Source organism: Streptomyces qinglanensis (assembly GCF_900111245.1).
Classification (GTDB): Bacteria; Actinomycetota; Actinomycetes; order Streptomycetales; family Streptomycetaceae; genus Streptomyces; species Streptomyces qinglanensis.
On the sequence record NZ_FOGO01000004.1, the window covers coordinates 72,086 to 91,392 of the forward strand.

Sequence of the window (19,307 nt, forward strand, 5' to 3'; positions counted from 1 at the left end):
CCTTATCCCTGGCGCTGCCCCGTTCGGCCGCCGGCCGGGAACGAGCGCGGACCGCGGCCCTGCGGCGCGAGGACTTCCACCATCTCGGCGAGGTCTTCGCAGGCGGCGGCGATTCTCCGGTGGGTGTTGCGCTTCTCGGCGGTGACTGCGGCCAGCAGCAGCGTGGTCAGCGCGGCGGAGCCGTTCAGGGCCTGGAGCGTGATCATGCCCGTGATCAGGTCCTCCCGCGCGAAGACCCCCACCCGTGCGGTGGCGGCCCCGGTCGCGGCGACCGCGAGGATGGTCGTGCTCACCGCACAGCCCGCCAACTGGAACCGCAGCGCGGCCCACACCAGCAGCGGGAAGATCAGGAACAGCAGATCCATGGGGGCGCGGGTCACCACGATGGCCAGCACTGTCGTCGCCGCGCCCAGTCCCAGGGCCTCGACCGCCTGCAGGACGCTGCGCGGCCGGCCCAGTCGGGGCAGGGACAGCAGCAGCGGTGTGACGACCAGGACGCCGACCGCGTCGCCCGCCCACCATGCGGACCAGACCGGCCAGAACTCATGCAGTGTGAGGTTGCCGCCCGCGACCACCATCAGGGTGCCCACGGTCGCGCTCACCAGCATGCCCAGGAACGCCGCGAGGAAGACCAGGCTCACCCCGTCCCGCAGCCGGTCCACCTGTTCGCGGAATCCCGCGCGGTGCAGCAGCAGGCACGCGAGGACCGGGGCGAGCGTACTGCCCGCGACGGAGCCCAGCGAGGTCCAGCTCAGCGGCCCCATGTTGGTGAGCACCAGCAGTGCGCCGAGGGCCACCCCCGGCCACACCCGGAGTCCGAACCAGAGCAGCCCGGCGACGGCGATACCCGTCGGCGGCCAGAACGGGGTGACGACCGCGTTCTCGACCGCCACCTTCCACAGCAGGCCGAGCCGTCCGCCCCCGTAGTAGAGCAGGGCGAGCACGACGAGCCGCAGCACATAGGCCGCGAGCAGCCTCGACGGGGTGTCGCCGAGCAGCGGACCGGCCGGCGGAGGGGAGGGTTCCGGTGGGTGGTGATCGGCTGTCGTTTCGCTGGGGGGCACATCGTTCATCAGACAACGCCGGGCGCCGCACGGTCCGTCTGACACGCCTCCGGCCCGTCATAGCTGAGCACCAGTACGGCTGCGTCGTCGGTGTGCCCGGTCTGCTCGGCCACCTCCATGACCCGGTCGGCGAGCACTTCGGGGTCCTCGTGCACGCCCTCCCGCAGCACCTGCGCGACCTGGTCGAGGCCCTGCTCCAGTGGGAAGCGCGGTCCCTCCACCACGCCGTCGGTCAGCAGCGCGAGTGCACCCGGCTGGGTGAAGCGGTACTCGGTGACGGTGTAGGTCTGGCCCTCCAGCACGGCCAGCGGCAGGCCGATCTCCTCCGCGGTGTGGTCGATGACGCCGCACACCCCGTCGGCCCGCGCCCACACCGCGCCGGTGTGTCCGGCGCGTGCGGTGTGCACGCTCCAGGTGCGCGGGTCGAACCGGAGGAAGACGCAGGTGGCGAAGAGCGGGTTGTCGATCGCGGCGAGCAGCTCGTTGGCCGTGTGCAGGATCTCGCCGGGGTCCGTGGAGCCCATGGCCGCCACGGCGCGCAGTGCGATGCGGACCTGGCCCATGTAGGCGGCGGCTTCCACGTCGTGCCCCTGGACGTCGCCCACCGAGAAGCTGAGGGTGCCGTCGGACAGCAGGAAGCCGTCGTACCAGTCGCCTCCGATGTCCAGGCCGTTGCGGGCCGGAGCGTAGCGGGCCGCGACGCGCAGGCCCGGCGCGGTGGGCAGGGTGGAGGGGAGCATGCCGCGCTGCAGGGCCTCGGCCAGCTCGACCCGCGCGCGCTGGACCTCGACCTCCTCGCGGACCCGGGCGGTGAGCTGTCCGAGCTGCGAGAGCAGATCGTCCGCGCTCGCCGGCCGCGCGTGACGGTGCCGACCCTCCATGATCCGAGCGTAGCCCCGGGCGGGCAGCCGCGCCCGGTGAGCGCGTGCGTACGGAGGGCGGCCCGCAGCGCACCGGCCCGCATCGGTGGAGGCCCGGAGGTCAGCCCCGCCCGGCCGATTCCGCCTCCCCGGCGCTCTCCCGGCCCGCGCACAGCGCGGCCACCGACAGGGCGCCCCAGCCCACCGAGACGGCCACCGCCTTGGCACGGGTGGCGCGGGGGAGGGTCGTGCCGAGCAGTACCGCGTCGCCCAGGTCGGCCGCGATCCGCAGCCAGGCGGCCGTGCGCAGCGCGGGGCCCTCCGGTGCCAGCACCAGGGCGAGGCCGCTGGCCGCGTCCCGCCAGGCCAGCGGCCGCAGCGAGGTCCGGGTCTCGGGGGCGGTCCGGCCGTCCTGGTCCACCAGTCCGGACGGCTTGGCCAGCAGCCCGGGCCAGGCCGTGACGGCGGCTCCGTACACGGCCGTCGCCGCTCCGACAGCCCTCAGCAGTCCCACGCGCATCGCACTCTCCGCTCTCTCGCTCCGCCCCGTGCCCGCGGGTCCGCCGGCCGGTCACCGGCCGGACCGCGGCTGCACGGGGCCTGCACCGGTGGTCGGCGGCACCGGTGCGCGCCGCCGCGGACCCTGGTACGGGGCGGACGGCGTGCGGTGCAGCCCGGGGGCACCGTACCCGTGCCGGCGGGCCGTCAGGCCCCGACGGAGGGCCGGGGCGCGGCCGACGGGTCCCCGTTCGACGGCTCTCCGCTCGTGGGGCTGCCGCCCGCGGGCGTGCCGTCCGGGAGCGTCCCGCCCGGGGGCTGCGCCTCGGGAGACGCGGCCAACCGGGAGCGGGGCCGCCCGTAGCGGGAGTAGACCAGTGCACCGACCGCGAGGAAGACCGCGAACTGGACCCAGGTCACCAGCGGCAGCCCGGACATCAGATACAGACTCAGCGCCACACCCAGCAGCGGCGACCAGGGCGAGAAGGGCACCCGGAAGCTGCGCCGCAGTCCGGGCTGCGAGCGGCGCAGCGACAGGACGCACACGTTCACCACCGCCATGATCGCCAGGGTGCCGATCACCGTCATGTCGAGCACGACGTCCAGCGGCACCACGGCGGCGGGGACGGCGAAGACGACGGCGACGATCCAGGTGTTGGCGACTGGGGTCGAGGTCCTGGGTGAGACCCGTGCGAACACCCGCGGCACCAGCCCGTCCCGGGACATCGACAGCAGGATCCGGGTCTGTCCGTACATCACCGCCAGCACCACCGAGGCGATGGCCACCACGGCCCCCAGCGCGATCACGGTCGAGCCGAAGGCCGATCCGGTGGCGTGGTCGACGATCAGCGAGAGCGCGGCGGGCTTGCCGCCCACCTGCTCCCAGGGCATCGCGCCGATGGCCGCGACCGACACCAGGCAGTAGAGCAGCGCCACGCAGCCGAGGGTCACCAGGATCGCCAGGGGGACGTTCCGGCGCGGGTTCCGGACCTCCTCACCGGCTGTGGAGATGGCGTCGAAGCCGATGAAGGAGAAGAAGGCCAGCGAGGCCCCGGCCCCGATGCCGCCCAGGCCCTCGGGTGCGAACGGCGAGAGGTTCCCGGCGTCGTAGGCGGTGAAGGCGATGGCGCAGAAGAGCACCAGGATGCCGACCTTGATCACTGCCATCGCGGCGGTGGCCCGCGCGCTCTCCCGCACGCCGCGCACCAGCAGCACGGCGGCGAGCAGCATCACGACCACCGCGGGCACGTTGACGACGCCGCCGTGCCCGGGGGCGTCGGCGAGGGCGGCCGGGATGCGCACGCCGACGGTGTTCTCCAGCAGTTCGTTGAGGTACTGCCCCCAGCCGATCGCGACGGCGGAGACCGAGACGCCGTACTCCAGCAGCAGGCACCAGCCGACCAGGAACGCCGCACGCTCCCCGAGGGCGGCGTAGGCGTAGGAGTAGGAGCTGCCCGAGACCGGCATGGCGCTGCCCAGCTCGGCGAAGGAGAAGGCGGTGAAGACGCAGGTCAGTGCGGCCAGGACGAACGAGACGAGGACGGCAGGACCGGCTTCGGCGACGGTGTCGGACAGGCCGACGAAGATGCCGGTGCCGACGATCGCGCCGACGCCGAAGCACACGAGCTGGAACGGGCCGAGGGTGCGCTTGAGGCCGTGTCCCTCCAGGTCGGCGCCGGATTCGGCGACCAGCAGATCGGGGGACTTCAGACGCAGGCCGGTGCGGGGCATGGGACTTCCAGGGTGGTGCGGGTGTGCGCACGGGGGTGGGTGCACAGGTGGGACGTGCGCAGGGGTGCCTGGCACGGGGACACGGAGACAGGGGTACAGAGGCCACGAGGCCACGGGGTCACAGGGTCACAAAGGCCGCGAGGCCACGAGGCCACAAGGAAAGGGTCCGGGCGGGTGCCCGGACCCTTCGAGGTGGTCTCCATCGTAAGCGCCCCGACTGCATGATTCCGCAGATATCCGTATGACTATGCGCACAGTCGTGCGGATCCCGGGCGCCCGACCGCCGTGGAGCGGGCCCGGTCGGCCTCGGGCGGGTCCGGCCGGCCGTCAGCTCAGCGTGGCCACCAGTACGGCCTTGATCGTGTGCAGCCGGTTCTCGGCCTGGTCGAAGACGACCGAGTACGCCGACTCGAACACCTCGTCGGTGACCTCCAGCGAGGTCAGTCCGTGCTGCTCGTGGATCTCCCGGGCCACCGCCGTGCCCAGGTCGTGGAAGGCCGGAAGGCAGTGCAGGAAGCGCACCTCGGGGTTCCCGGTGGCCCGCAGGACGTCCATGGTCACCGCGTACGGCTTCAGGAGCGCGATCCGCTCGGCCCACACCTGCTGCGGCTCGCCCATGGAGACCCAGACGTCGGTGGCGAGGAAGTCCGCCCCGGCGACGCCCTCGGCCACCTCCTCGGTCAGGGTGATCCGCGCGCCGGTGCGCTCGGCCACCTCGCGGGCCCGGGTGACCACCGGCTCCTCGGGCCACAGCGGGCGCGGGGCCGCGATGCGCACGTCCATCCCCAGCAGCGCCCCGGTGACGAGGTAGGAGTTGCCCATGTTGTTGCGCGCGTCGCCCAGGTACGCGTAGGCGAGCTCCTCCGGCGGCCTGCCCGCCGCGCCCGGCGCGTGCTCGGTCATGGTGAGCACGTCGGCGAGCATCTGGGTGGGGTGCCACGCGTCCGTGAGCCCGTTGAAGACCGGCACCCCGGCGTGCGCGGCCAGCTCCTCGACCTTCTCCTGTCCGCTGCCGCGGTACTGGATCCCGTCGAACATCCGCCCGAGCACGCGCGCGGTGTCCTTTATGGACTCCTTCACGCCCAGGTGCGAGCCGGCCGGGTCCAGGTAGGTGGTGTGCGCTCCCTGGTCGGCGGCGGCGACCTCGAAGGCGCAGCGCGTGCGGGTGGAGGACTTCTCGAAGAGCAGCGCGATGTTCCGGCCCCGCAGTCGCGGCTGCTCGGTGCCCTCCCGCTTCGCCGCCTTCAGCTCGGCGGCCAGGGAGACCAGTCCGCGGAACTCCTCCGGCGTGAAGTCCAGCTCCTTGAGGAAGTGGCGGCCGGTGAGATCTGCTGCCATGGGGGCTCCTAGGTGCGCGCGTGCAGTGCTGTCCGCAATTGTATACGGTGCAATGAATTCCTATACGACCGGGTCGCGCTCCACCGGGCAGCTCATACAGCGCGGCCCGCCGCGCCCCCGCCCCAGCTCACCGCCGGGGATCTCCACCACCTCGACGCCCTGCCGCCGCAGATGCGTGTTGGTCGTCACGTTCCGGTCGTAGGCCACCACGACACCCGGCTCGACGGCCAGCACGTTGCAGCCGTCGTCCCACTGCTCCCGCTCGGCGGAGCGCACGTCCTGCGTCGCGGTCAGCACCCGGATCCGGTCCAGCCCCAGCGCCGCCGCGACAGCCCGGTGCATGTGCTCGGGGGCGTGGTCGGAGACCTTCAGCTCCTGGGCGCCGGAACCCGGCTCGATCGTGTACGAGCGCAGCATGCCCAGCCCCTCGTACTGGGTGAAGGTCTCCCCGTCGACCATCGTCAGCACCGTGTCCAGATGCATGAAGGCCCGGCGCTTGGGCATGTCCAGCGCGACGATCGACCGGGCCGAGCCCTGCGCGAACAGCCCGTGCGCCAGGGTCTCCACGGCCTGCGGGGTGGTCCGCTCACTCATCCCGACCAGCACCGCGCCGTTGCCCAGGACCAGCACGTCGCCGCCCTCGATGGTGGCGGGGTACGCCGACTGGCCGCCCGCCCAGGTGTGGAACCCGCCGCCGGAGCCGCCGGCGTCCGCGGCGGCCGCGAACAGCGGATGGTGCCGGTAGACGGCCTCGAAGTGGACGGTCTCGCGCTGCCGCGCCGGCCAGCGCATCGCGTTGATGCACACCCCGTCGTACACCCACGCCGAGGTGTCCCGGGTGAAGATGTGGTTGGGCAGCGGAGCCAGCAGGAAGTCGTCCTCGTCCATCACATGGAAGCGCACCGAGGCCGGCTCGGTGCAGCGCTCCACGTACTCGCGCTTGGTCATGCCCCCGATCAGCGCCTCCGCCAGCTCGGCCGTGGGCAGCCGGTCGAAGGAGTCCCGCAGGTGGTCGGTGGCCAGCAGGCCGTACTCCTTCTCGTCGAAGACCCGGTCCAGGACCAGTGCGCGGGCGGCGGGGACGTCGAGCGCCTCCGCCAGCAGATCCCCGAACAGATGGACCTCGACACCGAGTTCGCGCAGCGTACCGGCGAACGCGTCGTGCTCCTCCAGGGCCCGGCGCACCCACAGCACGTCGTCGAAGAGGAGATCGTCCTTGTTGGAGGGGGTGAGCCGCTTCAGTTCGAGCCCCGGCCGGTGCACGATGACGCGGCGCAGCCGCCCGGTCTCGGAGTCGACATGGAATCCCATGCGCTCATCCTGACGGAGCACCCCGCGCACCGCGAGGAGTCGACAGGCCCCGCCGCCGCACGCGCCCCGCCGGATTCAGCCGTCCTGCCGCAGCATCCGCCCCACCGCGGCGATGTCCCGCGGTCCCACCCGGCAGCAGCCGCCGACCAGCCGGGCCCCACGCGCCACCCACCCCGGAACCCGCCGCGCCGCGAACGACGGCGACCCCGTCCAGCGGGCCCGTGCCGCGTCCCACCCCTCGCCGCTGTTCGGATAGGCGACCAGCGGCACCCCCGGGCACGCCCGCGCGGCCGCCTCCAGCGCCGCGTCCACCTCCTCGGACGCGCAGCAGTTCACGCCGACCGCGAGCACCTGCGGATTGCCCGCGGCGGGCCCGAACGCCTCCGCCAGCGGCTGCCCCGCGCGGGTGCGCCCGCCCGCCACCGTGCAGCTCAGCCACACCGGCAGTCCGCAGTCCGCCGCGGCCCGCAGCAGCGCCTCGGCCTCCACCGCGTCGGGCACCGTCTCCAGCGCGAGGACGTCCGGCTCCGCCGCCGCCAGCGCCTCGATCCGCGGCCGGTGGAAGTCGGCCAGCTCCGCGACGCCCAGCCCGTACCGGCCCCGGTACTCGCTGCCGTCCGCGAGCACCGCGCCGTAGGGGCCGACCGACGCCGCGATCCACACCTGCTCGCCGGTCGCGCCCCGCGCCGCCGCCCGTGCCAGCTCCACACTGCGCCGGAACAGCGCGGCGGCCTGCGCCGCATCCCGGCCGCGACGCCCGAAGCCCTCGAACGACGCCTGGTAGCTGGCGGTGATCAGCACGCGCGCCCCGGCCCGGACGTACGCCGCGTGCGCGGCCTCGACCTCCCCGGGCGCCTCGGCCAGCAGGCGGGCCGACCACAGCTCGTCACCGAGGTCGTTGCCCTGTGCCTCCAACTGGTGGGCGAGCCCGCCGTCCAGCAGTACGGTGCCCTGGTCGAGCGCCTGGGCGAGCGGAGACCCGGGATGCGGCGTCACGACAGTTTGGCCTGCACCTGATCCGCGATCAGTGCCAGGTGGTCCAGGTCGCCCAGGTCGAGGATCTGGAGGTAGACGCGGGAGCTGCCGAGTTCGCCGAACCGGCCGATCCGGTCCACGACCTCCTCCGGCGTGCCCGCCAGTCCGTTCTCCTTCAGCTCGGACACCTCGCGGCCGATGGCCGCAGCGCGGCGGGCCACCTCCGCGTCGTCCCGGCCCACGCAGGCCACCAGCGCGTTGGAGTACACCAGCTCCGCGGCGTCGCGGCCGCGGTCCCGGGCGGCGGCCCGCACCCGGTCGAACTGCCGCTCGGTGTCGGCCAGGGAGCCGAAGGGCACGTTGAACTCGTCCGCGTAGCGCGCGGCCAGCCGCGGCGTCCGCGTGGCGCCGAAGCCGCCCACCAGGACCGGGATGTGTTCCTGGTGCGGCTTGGGCAGCGCGGGGGAGTCCGTGAGCTGGTAGTAGGTGCCCTGGTGGCTGAACGTCTCACCGGCCGGGGTCTCCCACAGCCCCGTGATGATCGCGAGCTGCTCCTCCAGCCGGCCGAACTTCTCCTTGGGGAAGGGGATGCCGTAGGCGGTGTGCTCCGCCTCGAACCACCCCGCGCCCAGGCCGAAGTCGACGCGGCCGCCCGACATGGCGTCCACCTGGGCCACCTGGATCGCCAGCGGCCCCGGCAGCCGGAAGGTCCCGGCGGTCATGAGCGTGCCCAGCCGGATGCGGCTGGTCTCCCGGGCGAGCCCGGCCAGGGTGATCCAGGCGTCGGTGGGCCCGGGCAGCCCGTCGGAGTCGCCCATGGCCAGATAGTGGTCGGAGCGGTAGAACGCGTCGAAGCCGAGGTCCTCGGTGGCCTTCGCGACCTTCAGCAGCGTGTCGTAGTCGGCCCCCTGCTGGGGCTCGGTGAAGATTCGCAGTCGCATGCCCCCATACTGCCTGGTCGCACGGTGTTGCGAGGCGCGGGCACCGGACCGGGCCCTGCGCGCTCGCCTCGGCCGTGCCGGACCTGCTTCAGCCGTCCCGCGCGGCGTCCTCCCCGGTCCCGCCGGTCCTGCCTGTCCTGCCCGTCCTGCCTGTCCTGCCCGTCCTGCCTGTCCTGCCCGTCCTGCCTGTCCTGCCCGTCCCGCCTGTCCTGCCCGTCCCGCCGGTCCCGCCGTCCTCTGCGGCCCGACCGGAGCCGGCCCCCAGAAGGCGGAGCAGGCTGGTGCGGAGGACTTCCCGGGCCCGGTCCGGGGACAGCCGTCCGGCCTCCGCCTGCTCGCTCGCGGTGTGCGCCAGGGCGATGACGGCGGAGACCAGCCAGTCCGCCGGAGGCCGGTCGTCGAACTCGCTGTCGCGCCGGCCGCGCCGGACGACCCGCTCCAGCAACTCGGCGACGGCGACGTGCCGCTCCGCATCCTCCCGCGCGTCCGACGGGCGGCTGCGGCGGGCCCGGATGCTCACCCGCCACGTCCCGGACGGAACGCGGCATGTCCCGGACGGCGCGGAGGCCGCCGCGTGAGCGGGCCCGGTGCCCGCAGCCGCAGCTACCCGGTGCTGGGCATGGCCTGCGGCCACTGCGCCGAGGCCGTCGGTGCGGAGCTGGGCCGGCTCCCGGGGGTGGCCGAGGTGGTGGTCGACGTCGAGCACGACACCGTCACCCCACCCTCCTCGGCGCCGCTCTTCCCCGCCTCGCGGCCGTCCGCGAGGCGGTGGACGAGGCCGGCTACGAACTCGCCCCCGGCTGCGGGGAGCAGAGCCGCGCGGTCGCCGCGCCGTCAGGCCAGGCTGCCGCGTTCCCGCATGGCCAGGGTGCGGAGGATCGCGGCGATGCGGTCGCCCGACTCGTCGGCCGCGTCGATGGCTTCCATGCACTGCCAGTACAGCGCCTCCTCCTCCGCCGTGACCGCGACGCCGACCAGGGCGACCCCGGCTTCGCCCAGGAGCGCGCCCAGGTCGTCCAGCGTGCGCCGGGGGTCGTCGATCTCCGAGAGCTGGGCGGCGCGCACCGCCCCCGCCCGCATCGCCTGGTTCCTGGAGCCGTTGGCCCTGCCGCCCACCTCGCTCAGGCCCAGCGCCTCCGACCGGACCGCCGGGGGTCCGCTGACCGCGAGGTGGCTGCCGACCGCCGCCGCGAGCGCCTGCGCCTGCCATGCCTCGGCGAGAGTGTCGGACACGTCCGCGCTGAGCGCGAGGGCCTGGCGTGTGGCGGCGATGAGCCGGCCTGCGTCCATCTGCCTACCCCTCACTGGTCGTCACCCAGCGTGACTGAATTGGGCCAGCTCCGCCAGGAGGTTTCGGATTTTCGTGGATAAAAGGCTCGTGCGACGAAGTTCTTCACTCCATAGAGTGACCGGTTCCGGGCTTCGGGAAACGCGTTTCGTTCCTCTCGATCTTCGCTTCCAGTGCCGCGAGGGGGTCGACCCCCACCACATGGCAGAACTGGAGCAGGTACGCGAGGACATCCGCGACCTCGTCCTCGACCCGCGCGGCACCTTCGGCGTCCGCCATCACCCGCGCCGACTGCTCCGGGGTCAACCACTGGAAGATCTCCACCAGTTCGGCCGCCTCCACGCTCAGCGCCGCCGCCAGGTTCTTGGGGGTGTGGTACTGCCCCCAGTCCCGCGCCTCGGCGAACCGGGCGAGTCGTCGTTGCAGCTCCGCGACCGTGCGGGGAGCCTTCTGGTGGCTGCCGGTGCCGTTCGGGCCGCCGGTGCGTGTCTCGTCTGCGTCGTCGTGCTCTGCGTTCACCTCCCAAGGTCTACCAGCAGCGGATCGCCCCTCCGCGCCGCGTCCCGGGACAGCACGCCCCCGGCGGTGCTCGTCGCCAGCAGCCGCACATGGCCGCGCTCCGCCATCCGCCGGGCGAGCGCGAGGAGTTCGGCTGCCTGCCGCTCGTCCAGCCCGCGGTCCGCGCCGTCCGCCAGCACCGTGAGCGCCTGCCGTGCGGCCGGGACCTCGTGCACGGTGTCCACCGACAGCACCCCGGGCCCGGTCAGCAGGACCAGAGCCAGCGCCGTGAACCGCAACTCGCCCTCGCCCAGCCACTCCAGCGGCGTGCCCGGTCCGCCGTCGTCCCGCACCAGGACACCCCGCACCAGTTCCGGGTCCGGTCCGCGGCCGGGTCCGGCCGGCTCCGACCGCAGGGCGGCCACCGGCCCGGCGCACCCTTCCCGCACCGCGGCCAGCAGGGCCGCGTGCCGGGTGCCGCACTCTGCCCGGGTGCGCCGCAGCACGTCCGCGAGGTTGCCGCAGTCGCCGCGCAGCCTCCCGTCCCGGGCCGCGACCGGCTCCCGCATCCGCGCGGGCGCCGGTGCGCAGGCGAAGACCGAGCGCAGTGCCACCACGACCTGCTCGACCGCCTCCAGCAGCACCTGCTCCTCCGGTGTCGTCCCGGCGACCCGCAGCGGCAGCAGCGGCAGGGCCAGCCGGTCGTCGGGCATCCGCAGCGTCCGGTGAGCGCCCGCGGCCGGGCAGGCGGCCGCCACCGCGCGCCGGGCCGGGTCCCGCAGCGCGGTGGAGAACAGGGTCCCGCCGGAGGCGTCGGACAACCGCTCGCCCACGACGCGCAGTTCGGGTTCCGCCTGTACGGCGACGTCGAAGCGCAGCGGTCCGGCCGGGCCCGCCACGGTGCAGCCGAGCCGGAAGCCGCGCCGCCCCTGGCGGTCGGGCCGGGCTGTCCGCGGGACATAGGGGGAGTGTTCCGCGGGCGAGACGGCAGGTGCACCGAAGACCTCGTCCAGCGGACTGCCCTGGCCGAGTCGGGCCAGCGCCTCGTACGCCTCCAGCACGGTGGACTTGCCGCTGCCGCTCGGTCCCGTCAGCACGGTGACGGGACCCAGGGGAACCGTGCGGGTGCGCAGCGCGCGGAAGGCGGACAGGTGCAGGGCGCTGACGGCAGGTGCCTGCGCGGCCCGTCCCGGCCCGAGGCCGGGGCCGTCCGCGGGGTCGCCGGGGGAGTCCGGAGGGTTGCCGGGCTCGCAGGGCTCGCCGGGGTCGCCGCCGGGACCGTCCGCGAGGCCGTCCGTGCCGTCCGCGCGCCCGTCCAGGGTGGCGGCCGCTCCTCCGCCGTGCTGTGCCGCTCGCATGCCGGGGACCGTACGCACGCCCCTGTGCGGCGAACCGTTCCCGCACCTCCGTGCTCCCCCGATCGGATGACGCGCGGCGCCGGCGGGCCGCGGCGGGCAGGGGACCCCCGGTCGTTGTCTATCGCGTACTCGTGACGACAGTCAGAACACAGTGATACGTTCGACGCGGTGGCCGACCCGCCCGAACCGGCGGGAGGCCGGCGGTTTGCCGACGGAGCGACGGAGGCGGCGGGATGAGCCCGTTCACCGGATCTGCGCAGCGCACCGAGGAATGGCGACACCTGCGGGTCGCCGAGGAGGAGGGCGTCACCACCGTGACGCTCGACCGGCCGGAGAAGCTGAACGCGCTCACCTTCGAGGCGTACGCCGACCTCCGCGATCTGCTGGCCGAACTGTCGCACCGCGGCCGCACCCGGGCCCTGGTGCTCGCGGGCGAGGGACGCGGCTTCTGCTCGGGTGGCGACGTGGACGAGATCATCGGCGCCACGCTGCGGATGGACACCGCTCGGCTGCTGGAGTTCAACCGGATGACCGGCCAGGTCGTCCGCGCCCTGCGGGAGGCGCCGTTCCCCGTGGTGGCGGCCGTCCAGGGGGTGGCGGCGGGCGCGGGCGCGGTGCTCGCGCTCGCGGCGGACTTCCGGGTGGCCGACCCCACCGCGCGGTTCGCCTTCCTCTTCACCCGCGTCGGCCTCTCCGGCGGGGACATGGGCGCCGCCTACCTGCTGCCCCGGGTGGTCGGGCTCGGCCACGCCACCCGCATCCTGATGCTGGGGGAGCCGGTGCGGGCACCGGAGGCGGAACGGATCGGCCTGCTCAGCCAGTTGGCCGAGGAGGGCGCGGCCGGACCGGCCGCGGACGCACTGGCCCGGCGGCTCGCGGACGGTCCCGCGCTCGCCCACGCACAGACCAAGGCGCTGCTCACCGCCGAACTGGACCTCCCGCTGTCCGGCGCCGTCGAACTCGACGCCGCCACCCAGGCGCTGCTGATGCACGGCGAGGACTACCAGGAGTTCCACGCGGCCTTCACCGAGAAGCGCCCGCCGTCCTGGCGGGGCAGGTGAGCAGGCGGTGACCGCGGTGCACCCGGCGCCGTCCCCGGGGCACCGGGCGCTGCGCGTGGCCGTCATCGGCGGCGGCCCCGGCGGACTGTACGCCGCGCTGCTGCTCAAACGGCTCGACCCGGCGCGCGAGGTGACGGTCTACGAACGCGACGCCCCGGGCGAGACCTTCGGCTTCGGGGTCGTCCTCTCCGACGAGACCGTCGGCGGGATCGAGAACGCCGACCCGGACGCCTTCGCCGCCCTGGGCGAACACCTGGTGCGGTGGGACGCGATCGAGGTGGTGCACCGCGGCCGGACCCTCACCTCCGGCGGGCACGGATTCGCGGCGCTCGGCCGCCGCACGCTCCTGTCGGTGCTGCACGAGCGGTGCCGCGGGCTCGGGGTGGTGCTGCGTTTCCGCACCCAGGCGCCCCCGGCCGCCGAACTGGCCCGCGACCACGACCTGGTCGTCGCCGCCGACGGGGTGCACAGCGCCACCCGGGCAGCGCACGCCGACGTCTTCCGGCCCGCGCTGACCACCCACCGCTGCCGGTACATCTGGCTGGCCGCCGACTTCGCGCCGGACGCCTTCCGCTTCGAGATCGCCGAGACCCCGCACGGCATCCTCCAACTCCACGCCTACCCCTACGCGCCGGACCGCTCGACCGCCGTGGTCGAGGCCCGCGAGGAGGTGTGGCGGGCGGCGGGGCTGGACCGGCTGGACGAGCGCGCCGCGGCCGAGCGGTGCGCCGCGCTGTTCCCCGGGACCCTGCGCGGGCGGACACTGCACGGCAACCGTTCGCGGTGGACCGCCTTCCGCACGGTCGTCAACGAGCGGTGGTCGCACGGGAACATCGTGCTGCTCGGCGACGCCGCGCACACGGCGCACTTCTCCATCGGCTCGGGCACCAAACTCGCCGTCGAGGACGCGTTGGCGCTCGCGGCCTGCCTGCGCGAGGAGCCCGACCTCCCCGCCGCGCTGGCCGCCTACGAAGCGGAGCGCAAGCCGGTCGTACGGTCCACCCAGCGTGCCGCGCACGCCAGTCTGACCTGGTTCGAGGAGCTGGCCGACCATGTCGCGCAGCCCCCGCACCGGTTCGCCTTCAACCTGCTCACCCGCAGCCGCCGCGTCACCCACGCCAACCTGCGGGTGCGGGACCCGGCGTTCGTCGCCGCCACGGAGCGGGAGGCGGGTATCCGGCCGGGCACTCCGCCCATGTTCACTCCCTTCCGGCTGCGCGGACTGGAGCTGCGCAACCGGGTCGTCGTCTCCCCGATGGACATGTACCGGTCCGAGCACGGCGTGCCCGGCGACTTCCACCTCGTCCACCTGGGCGCGCGGGCGCTGGGCGGAGCCGGGCTGACCATGACCGAGATGGTGTGCGTCTCGGAGCCGGGCCGTATCACGCCGGGCTGCGCGGGGCTGTGGAGCGACGAACAGGAGGCGGCCTGGCGGCGGATCGCCGCCTTCGTGCACAGCCAGTCCCCGACCGCCGCGCTCGGTCTGCAGCTCGGCCACTCCGGGCGCAAGGGCTCCACCCGGCGCATGTGGGAGGGCATCGACGAGCCGCTGACCGAGGGCAACTGGCCGCTGGTCGCCGCCTCCCCGCTGCCCTACCGCCCCGGCGTCAGCCAGACCCCGCAGGAGCTCACCCCGGCCGGGATGGCCGCCGTCCGGGAGGAGTTCACCGCCGCGGCGCGGCGCGGGGCCCGTGCGGGCTTCGATCTGCTCGAGATGCACTGCGCACACGGCTATCTGCTCTCCGGCTTCCTCTCCCCGCTGACCAACCGGCGCACCGACGGCTACGGCGGCCCGCTGGCGGCGCGGCTGCGCTACCCGCTGGAGGTCTTCGACGCGGTCCGCGAGGTGTGGCCCGCCGAACGCCCCATGACGGTGCGGATATCCGCCACCGACTGGGCGCCGGGCGGGACCACGGGGGAGGACGCGGTCCGGATCGCGGCCGCCTTCGCCGAGCACGGCGCGGACGCCATCGACGTCTCCACCGGCCAGGTCGTCGCCGAGGAGCGCCCCGCGCTGGGCCGCTCCTACCAGACCCCGTTCGCGGACCGCATCCGCAACCGGCTGGGCATCCCGGTCATCGCCGTCGGAGCCGTCTCCTCCTGGGACGACGTCAACTCCCTGCTCCTCGCCGGGCGCGCCGATCTGTGCGCGCTGGCCCGGCCGCACCTGTACGACCCGCACTGGACGCTGCACGCGGCGGCCGAGCAGGAGTACGAGGGCCCCGGCGCGCCGTGGCCGGAGCCCTACCGGGCCGGCAGCCGCAGACCTCCCACCGGTCGCACCGATGCGCCGAAGCCCCGCCTGTCCCTGTGACCCCCGCCGCTGCATACTCTGCGGTATGTAGTAATCCCCAGGCTCCGCCGCCCCGTACGGGTCTAGGCTGAGCGGTCCGTTCGCGATCCCCCGCCTCCGGGGAAGGCGCCTCCGGGGCGCGGACGGGCGAGCCGGCGCGCACGCCCGCCGAAGCCGGAAAGGGGAGCACTGTGCCCGCTCTGAACCAGGCCGAACTGGTGCTGGTGCACGACCCGCTGGCCGGAGACCTCTTCTGGCAACCGGTCGCCGGTGCGCTCCGTGTACGGGGCCGCACGGTGAGCGTTCCCTCCCTGACCGGGGCCTTCGACGCCCCGGGTCCCTACTACCCCGAACTGCTCGACGCCGTGGCCCGCCAGCTTGCCGCCGTCCCCGCCGTCCCCGCCGCGCCCGTCGTCCTGGCCGGGCACAGCGCCGCCGGGGCCCTGCTGCCCGCGCTCCGCGAACTGCTCACCCGCGGGCACCGCCCGCCGCGCACCGTGGCCGGTACGGTCTACGTCGACGCGCCGTGGCCGCACCCGGGGCGGAGCGGGCTGGCGGCCCTCCAGCCGGAGCAGGCCGCGCGGCTGCGCGAACTCGCCGAGGACGGCGTGCTGCCGCCCTGGGACATCTGCTTCGCCGAGCAGGACCTGATCGACGAGGTCCCCGATCCGGTGCTGCGCGAGCAGTTCCGGGCCGGTCTCCCGCGGCTGCCGCTCGCCTACTTCCAGGAGCCCGCCCCGTCCGCCCTCCCGGACCCGGACCCCGCCCGGACGGCCTACCTGCGGCTCAGCCCCCGCTACGAGGAGACCGCGATGCGGGTGGAGGCCCTCGGGCACCGGGTGCTGCGGCGCACCGCGCACCATCTGAGCCCGCTCACCGACCCGGAGGGCACCGCCGACGCGCTGGAGAAACTCGCCCTGCGCTTCGCCGTCCGCCCCGCCTGACGGGACGCCTCCGCCGCCGTACGGTGGAAGCATGTACGCACGGAGGCGGCGGCGGTACTTCACGCTGATGGCCATCTGCCTGGTGCTGTTCGTCAGCGCGTGGGCCTTCGTGCGGCTGTGGTCGGTGCCCGCCGCCATCGCCCTGTGCGCCGTCGCCATGGTCCTCCCGCCGCTCGCCGTGATCGTCGGCAACCGGCGGGAGCCCGACGACCGCTGGTGGGACGAGCCGCCCGAGGACGACCTGCCGCCCGACGACCGGTGGACCGGTGACGACCGGCCGCCGCGGGACGGCGGAGGCCGCTGAGCCCGCAGCCCGCAGCCCGGGGCCCGGCGGCTCCCGGTGCGGGCGCGGGCGGCTGCGCGGCGGCTCGCGGCGGCATCCCGGCACGCTGGAACGTCATCGGGCCGGCGTGGTCTCGGCGTACACCTCGCGCACATACGCGTACCCCGCGTCGCGCAGCTTCGCGTGCAGCCCGGCGAACACCTTCGCCGACCGCTCGCCGGGCCAGCGCGCGGGCAGCAGCGCCGAGGGCAGGCCCGGATCGGCGTAGGGGAGCTGCCGCCAGGCGTCCAGCGCGAGCAGGTAGTCCCGGTACGCCGCCTCCGCGGGCACCCGGCTGCGCCGCTCCCAGCGGCGCAGGACGGGTTCGTGTACGGCGAGGAACGCCCGGTGGCCCTCCGCCATGGCCTCCAGATCCCACCACCGGGCCACCGCTTCGGCGGTCGGTGTGAATCCGGTGTGGCTGCCCCGGAACAGGTCCACGTACGGCGCCAGTTCCAGCCGCTCCAGGGCGTGCCGGGTCTCCGCCTCCAGATGACCGGGTGCGATCCACACACCGGGTGCGGCGGTGCCGAAGCCGAGCCGGGCCAGCCGGGAGCGCAGTACATGCCGCCGGTCGCGTTCGCTCTCCGGGACGGAGAAGACGGCCAGCAGCCAACTGCCGTCCGGTTCGGGGCGGTGGTAGATCCGGTGGTCGCCGTCGGCGAGGAGCTGCGCGGCAGCGGACGAGGGGCGGTATCCGGCCGCCCTGCTGCCGGGTCTGTCGGCGGCCAGCAGCCCGCGCCGCTTCAGCCGGGAGACCGCTGAGCGGACCGACGGCGCGTCGACGCCGAGGGTGCCCAGCAGCCGGATCAGCGCGGCGACCGGTACGGTGCCCCCGCCCTCCGGCTCGCGGCCGTAGGCGCCGTAGAAGGAGAGGACGAGGGAGCCGGGCGAGGGCTTGCGGTGTGGGCCGCGCGGGGTGCGGGCGGCCTCGTCGAGCTGCGGAAACACGTTCTGGACCACGCCGTCACTCTAGGCCCGGCGGGTGTCGGGCCCCTCCTGCGGACGCGGGTCCCGCAGCCGGAAGCGCTGCAGCTTGCCGGTGGGAGTGCGCGGCAGCTCGGAGGCGAAGACGAACCGGCGCGGGCACTTGTACGCGGCCAGCTCCGCGCGCACGTGCTCCGCCAGCCGCTCGGCCGTCCCGCTGTCCGGCGTGCTGCCCGGGGCGAGTACGACGTGTGCGACGGCCAGTTGCCCGCGGTGTTCGTCCGGGCAGCCGACCACGGCGACCTCGCTCACCTCCGGGTGGCCCAGCAGCACCTCCTCGACCTCGGGGCCCGAGATGTTGCTGCCCGCGGAAATGATCATGTCGTCCGCGCGTGCCACGAACCGGAAGTAGCCCTCCGCGTCCCGTACATAGGTGTCCCCGGTGATGTTCCACCCCTCGCGCACGTAGGCGCGCTGCCGCTCGTCGGCCAGATAGCGGCAGCCGACCGGCCCGCGGACCGCCAGCAGCCCCGGGGTGCCGTCCGGCACCGGCACCAGGGCCCCCTGCGCGTCGGGCGCCACGATGCGCGCCTGGAACCCCGGGACCGGAACTCCCGTGCTGCCGGGCCGGATCGCGTCGTCGGCGGCGGAGAGGAAGATGTGCAGCAGTTCCGTCGCCCCGATCCCGTCGATGATCCGCAGCCCCGTCCGCTCCCGCCACGCCTCCCAGGTGGCGGCGGGGAGATGCTCGCCCGCTGAGACGCAGCGGCGCAGCGACGACAGGTCGCAGGCATCGGCCTCGCCGGGGTGCTCGGCCGCCAGCCGCGCCAGCATCGCCCGGTAGGCGGTCGGCGCCGTGAACAGCACCGAGACCCGGTGCGCCGCGATCGCCTCCGGCGTCCGGGCTGCGCCGCCCCACTGGTCCAGCAGCGACGAGGCGCCCACCCGCAGCGGGAAGACCACCAGCCCGCCCAGCCCGAAGGTGAAGCCCAGCGGCGGCGTTCCGGCGAACACGTCGTCGGCGTGCGGGCGCAGCACCTGCGCGGCGAAGGTGTCCGCTATGGCCAGGACGTCCCGGTGGAAGTGCGCACAGCCCTTCGGGCGACCGGTGGTCCCGGAGGTGAAGGCGATCAGCGCCACGTCGTCGGCCGCGGTGGGCACCGCCTCGAACCGGTCCGGCCGGGAGGCGGCCACCCGCAGCACGTCGTCCGGACCACCGCCGCCGAACAGGCCGGTGCGCAGCCCCGGCACGTCGGCCTTGACCAGTTCGTCCGCCGACCGCACGTCGCACAGCGCGTGCGAGACCCGCGCCAGCCGGCAGACGGTCGCCAACTCGCCCGCCCGGTGGGCGGCCAGGACGGTCACCGCCACGGCCCCCGCCTTCATCACCGCCAGCCAGCAGGCGGCCAGCTCCGGGCTGGTCGGGCCGCGCAGCAGCACCCGGTTGCCGGGCACCACGCCCAGGTCCCCGGTGAGGACGTGCGCGAGCCGGTCGACGGTGGCCCGCAGTTCGCCGTACGACCACGTGCGCCGGGGTGCCGGTGCCCGGTCGGGTCCGGCGCCGGGAGCCGGGGGCAGGCCGCCGCTGTGGAAGGCGGGCCGGTCGGCTCCGAGCCGCTCGATGGTCCCGTCCAGCAGTTCGGCGCCGCAGTTGAGCCGCGCGGGATAGGCCGGGGCCGGGTCGTCCAGCAGCAGGACGGGCCACTGCTCGGGCGGCGGCAGATGGTCCCGGGCGAAGGTGTCGACGTGCGCGGACGGAGTCGGATCCATCACCGGGCTACCCCCTCGCGGGCGGTCCTCCGAACTCGGCCGACGGCCCGCGGACCGCCGGCGGCGCCGGTCCGGCGCGTGGCGTCGAGCGTAACGTGTTGGTGACGGCAGTCAATGGTCCGCGATAG

General features: G+C 74.6%; 18 protein-coding genes and 1 pseudogene. 5 read left to right on the plus strand and 14 right to left on the minus strand.

Annotated elements, in window-relative coordinates:
• Window positions 1-2 precede the first annotated feature (2 nt).
• The 9 genes from BMX65_RS10145 to BMX65_RS10185 form a co-directional block, all read right to left on the minus strand.
• Window positions 3-1,073: an MASE1 domain-containing protein gene (locus BMX65_RS10145; RefSeq protein WP_079171807.1), complete on the minus strand. Its 1,071-nt coding sequence runs from the start codon at window positions 1,071-1,073 to the stop codon at window positions 3-5.
• Window positions 1,073-1,945 carry a PP2C family protein-serine/threonine phosphatase gene (locus BMX65_RS10150; protein ID WP_074999884.1) on the minus strand — a complete coding sequence of 291 codons (873 nt, stop codon included), beginning with the start codon at window positions 1,943-1,945 and terminating at the stop codon, window positions 1,073-1,075. Before BMX65_RS10150 ends, BMX65_RS10145 begins: the two co-directional genes overlap by 1 nt.
• A gap of 100 nt (window positions 1,946-2,045) precedes the next feature.
• Window positions 2,046-2,444 (minus strand): hypothetical protein, encoded by a 399-nt coding sequence (locus BMX65_RS10155; protein ID WP_074999885.1) that lies wholly within the window; start codon window positions 2,442-2,444, stop codon window positions 2,046-2,048.
• Between the two features lie 185 nt (window positions 2,445-2,629).
• Entirely contained in the window at window positions 2,630-4,153 is a 1,524-nt protein-coding gene (locus BMX65_RS10160) for an amino acid permease (RefSeq protein ID WP_074999886.1), read from the minus strand.
• 327 nt (window positions 4,154-4,480) lie between these two features.
• On the minus strand, window positions 4,481-5,491 hold the full coding sequence (argF, locus tag BMX65_RS10165; protein ID WP_074999887.1) for an ornithine carbamoyltransferase: 1,011 nt from the start codon (window positions 5,489-5,491) through the stop codon (window positions 4,481-4,483).
• Between the two features lie 60 nt (window positions 5,492-5,551).
• Window positions 5,552-6,802 carry an arginine deiminase gene (locus tag BMX65_RS10170; protein WP_074999888.1) on the minus strand — a complete coding sequence of 417 codons (1,251 nt, stop codon included), beginning with the start codon at window positions 6,800-6,802 and terminating at the stop codon, window positions 5,552-5,554.
• 75 nt (window positions 6,803-6,877) lie between these two features.
• Window positions 6,878-7,798 (minus strand): homocysteine S-methyltransferase, encoded by a 921-nt coding sequence (mmuM, locus tag BMX65_RS10175; RefSeq protein ID WP_074999889.1) that lies wholly within the window; start codon window positions 7,796-7,798, stop codon window positions 6,878-6,880.
• A complete protein-coding gene (locus BMX65_RS10180; protein ID WP_074999890.1) occupies window positions 7,795-8,718 on the minus strand; it encodes an LLM class F420-dependent oxidoreductase in 924 nt (307 codons plus the stop codon). Before BMX65_RS10180 ends, mmuM begins: the two co-directional genes overlap by 4 nt.
• Window positions 8,719-8,806: 88 nt before the next feature.
• On the minus strand, window positions 8,807-9,238 hold the full coding sequence (locus tag BMX65_RS10185) for a hypothetical protein (RefSeq protein WP_177214231.1): 432 nt from the start codon (window positions 9,236-9,238) through the stop codon (window positions 8,807-8,809).
• 99 nt (window positions 9,239-9,337) lie between these two features.
• Here BMX65_RS10185 and BMX65_RS33435 point away from each other — a divergent pair.
• A pseudogene (locus BMX65_RS33435) lies at window positions 9,338-9,388 on the plus strand (cation-transporting ATPase); the annotation flags it as partial.
• Window positions 9,389-9,552: 164 nt separating this feature from the next.
• On the opposite strand, the gene BMX65_RS10195 reads toward BMX65_RS33435, so the two are convergent.
• From BMX65_RS10195 to BMX65_RS10205, 3 genes are all read right to left on the minus strand, one after another.
• A complete protein-coding gene (locus tag BMX65_RS10195; protein WP_074999891.1) occupies window positions 9,553-10,008 on the minus strand; it encodes a DUF6099 family protein in 456 nt (151 codons plus the stop codon).
• A gap of 103 nt (window positions 10,009-10,111) precedes the next feature.
• The gene (locus BMX65_RS10200; RefSeq protein WP_075000268.1) at window positions 10,112-10,432 is read right to left on the minus strand and encodes a nucleotide pyrophosphohydrolase; all 321 of its coding nucleotides are present in this window, start codon (window positions 10,430-10,432) and stop codon (window positions 10,112-10,114) included.
• A gap of 89 nt (window positions 10,433-10,521) precedes the next feature.
• On the minus strand, window positions 10,522-11,862 hold the full coding sequence (locus BMX65_RS10205) for an AAA family ATPase (RefSeq protein ID WP_075000269.1): 1,341 nt from the start codon (window positions 11,860-11,862) through the stop codon (window positions 10,522-10,524).
• 233 nt (window positions 11,863-12,095) lie between these two features.
• Between BMX65_RS10205 and BMX65_RS10210 the strand changes: the two genes are divergently transcribed.
• From BMX65_RS10210 to BMX65_RS10225, 4 genes are all read left to right on the plus strand, one after another.
• Complete coding sequence (locus tag BMX65_RS10210; RefSeq protein ID WP_074999892.1) at window positions 12,096-12,923, plus strand: enoyl-CoA hydratase family protein; 828 nt, start codon at window positions 12,096-12,098, stop codon at window positions 12,921-12,923.
• Between the two features lie 7 nt (window positions 12,924-12,930).
• The gene (locus tag BMX65_RS10215) at window positions 12,931-15,237 is read left to right on the plus strand and encodes a bifunctional salicylyl-CoA 5-hydroxylase/oxidoreductase (protein ID WP_074999893.1); all 2,307 of its coding nucleotides are present in this window, start codon (window positions 12,931-12,933) and stop codon (window positions 15,235-15,237) included.
• Window positions 15,238-15,407: 170 nt separating this feature from the next.
• Complete coding sequence (locus tag BMX65_RS10220; protein WP_074999894.1) at window positions 15,408-16,160, plus strand: alpha/beta fold hydrolase; 753 nt, start codon at window positions 15,408-15,410, stop codon at window positions 16,158-16,160.
• A 31-nt stretch (window positions 16,161-16,191) separates the two neighbouring features.
• Window positions 16,192-16,464 carry a DUF3099 domain-containing protein gene (locus BMX65_RS10225; RefSeq protein WP_074999895.1) on the plus strand — a complete coding sequence of 91 codons (273 nt, stop codon included), beginning with the start codon at window positions 16,192-16,194 and terminating at the stop codon, window positions 16,462-16,464.
• A 93-nt stretch (window positions 16,465-16,557) separates the two neighbouring features.
• Here the strand turns inward: BMX65_RS10225 and BMX65_RS10230 are convergent, their stop codons facing one another.
• Together BMX65_RS10230 and BMX65_RS10235 are read right to left on the minus strand one after the other, a co-directional pair.
• Window positions 16,558-17,433 carry a PaaX family transcriptional regulator gene (locus BMX65_RS10230; protein ID WP_075000270.1) on the minus strand — a complete coding sequence of 292 codons (876 nt, stop codon included), beginning with the start codon at window positions 17,431-17,433 and terminating at the stop codon, window positions 16,558-16,560.
• Window positions 17,434-17,454: 21 nt separating this feature from the next.
• On the minus strand, window positions 17,455-19,179 hold the full coding sequence (locus tag BMX65_RS10235) for an AMP-binding protein (RefSeq protein ID WP_074999896.1): 1,725 nt from the start codon (window positions 19,177-19,179) through the stop codon (window positions 17,455-17,457).
• Between the last annotated feature and the right edge of the window lie 128 nt (window positions 19,180-19,307).

What these genes read in the sequence shown, in the direction of transcription:
- BMX65_RS10160 (WP_074999886.1), bottom strand. Translation starts at nt 4,153, where the DNA reads ATGCCCCGCACCGGCCTGCGTCTGAAGTCCCCCGATCTGCTGGTCGCC.
- BMX65_RS10210 (WP_074999892.1), top strand. Translation starts at nt 12,096, where the DNA reads ATGAGCCCGTTCACCGGATCTGCGCAGCGCACCGAGGAATGGCGACAC.
- BMX65_RS10180 (WP_074999890.1), bottom strand. Translation starts at nt 8,718, where the DNA reads ATGCGACTGCGAATCTTCACCGAGCCCCAGCAGGGGGCCGACTACGAC.
- BMX65_RS10195 (WP_074999891.1), bottom strand. Translation starts at nt 10,008, where the DNA reads ATGGACGCAGGCCGGCTCATCGCCGCCACACGCCAGGCCCTCGCGCTC.
- BMX65_RS10225 (WP_074999895.1), top strand. Translation starts at nt 16,192, where the DNA reads ATGTACGCACGGAGGCGGCGGCGGTACTTCACGCTGATGGCCATCTGC.
- BMX65_RS10205 (WP_075000269.1), bottom strand. Translation starts at nt 11,862, where the DNA reads ATGCGAGCGGCACAGCACGGCGGAGGAGCGGCCGCCACCCTGGACGGG.
- BMX65_RS10145 (WP_079171807.1), bottom strand. Translation starts at nt 1,073, where the DNA reads ATGAACGATGTGCCCCCCAGCGAAACGACAGCCGATCACCACCCACCG.
- BMX65_RS10150 (WP_074999884.1), bottom strand. Translation starts at nt 1,945, where the DNA reads ATGGAGGGTCGGCACCGTCACGCGCGGCCGGCGAGCGCGGACGATCTG.
- BMX65_RS10170 (WP_074999888.1), bottom strand. Translation starts at nt 6,802, where the DNA reads ATGGGATTCCATGTCGACTCCGAGACCGGGCGGCTGCGCCGCGTCATC.
- BMX65_RS10155 (WP_074999885.1), bottom strand. Translation starts at nt 2,444, where the DNA reads ATGCGCGTGGGACTGCTGAGGGCTGTCGGAGCGGCGACGGCCGTGTAC.
- argF (WP_074999887.1), bottom strand. Translation starts at nt 5,491, where the DNA reads ATGGCAGCAGATCTCACCGGCCGCCACTTCCTCAAGGAGCTGGACTTC.
- BMX65_RS10235 (WP_074999896.1), bottom strand. Translation starts at nt 19,179, where the DNA reads ATGGATCCGACTCCGTCCGCGCACGTCGACACCTTCGCCCGGGACCAT.